Source organism: Pseudomonas sp. 86_A (assembly GCF_017491705.1).
GTDB lineage: Bacteria > Pseudomonadota > Gammaproteobacteria > Pseudomonadales > Pseudomonadaceae > Aquipseudomonas > Aquipseudomonas koreensis.
The window spans coordinates 1-522 of record NZ_JAFGYS010000074.1 but is presented as its reverse complement, the minus strand read 5'-3'; the positions used below and the strand labels follow the sequence as shown (position 1 = coordinate 522).

Annotated in this window: 1 protein-coding gene; it reads right to left on the bottom strand. The window is 51.1% G+C overall.

Annotated elements, in window-relative coordinates; genetic code table 11:
* Nucleotides 1-463, bottom strand: a 463-nt coding sequence (locus J5M57_RS28055) for a hypothetical protein (protein WP_207938485.1), incomplete at its 3' end; no start/stop codon positions are given.
* Nucleotides 464-522: the final 59 nt, after the last annotated feature.

Below are 522 nucleotides of genomic sequence, written 5' to 3'. Positions count from 1 at the left end.
CAGCATATGTGAGGGACAACGCTCGGTTCCCCGCATCATGAAAGCTAATTGCCATCATCTGCAACGCATCAGCGTTGCCTTCGAACTTCCTTGGCAAATCAGCTTCAGCAAGAAACTGCTTTAGTGCGATTTTCGTATTGGCCCAAGCAAGCCATACGTGAGCAGAATCGGGAAAACGGGAGCGCGCTCTCTCAGCGATGTCAAACGCGTCATCAAGATGGTCAGAAAGCAAAAGGCCACGCACCTTTCCGGACGCAACTCGGTCATCGTCCGGGTAGGTCTCATATGCCGTATCAAACTTTTGCACTGCGCCACTGACATCTCCCGCGTGCCAATCCACGATTCCTGAGAGGAGATACCATCTCGCTTTCTGCCGCTCGTTCAATGACGAGAACTCATCAAAAATCACCGATAGCAGCGCACTTGCACCGCTATAGCTCATTTCCTTAATGAACTCGGCCACCTTGTCCAGCTGTCTCGATACCGTATTATTCTCGTTTGTTACGAGCGACGACACAAAGG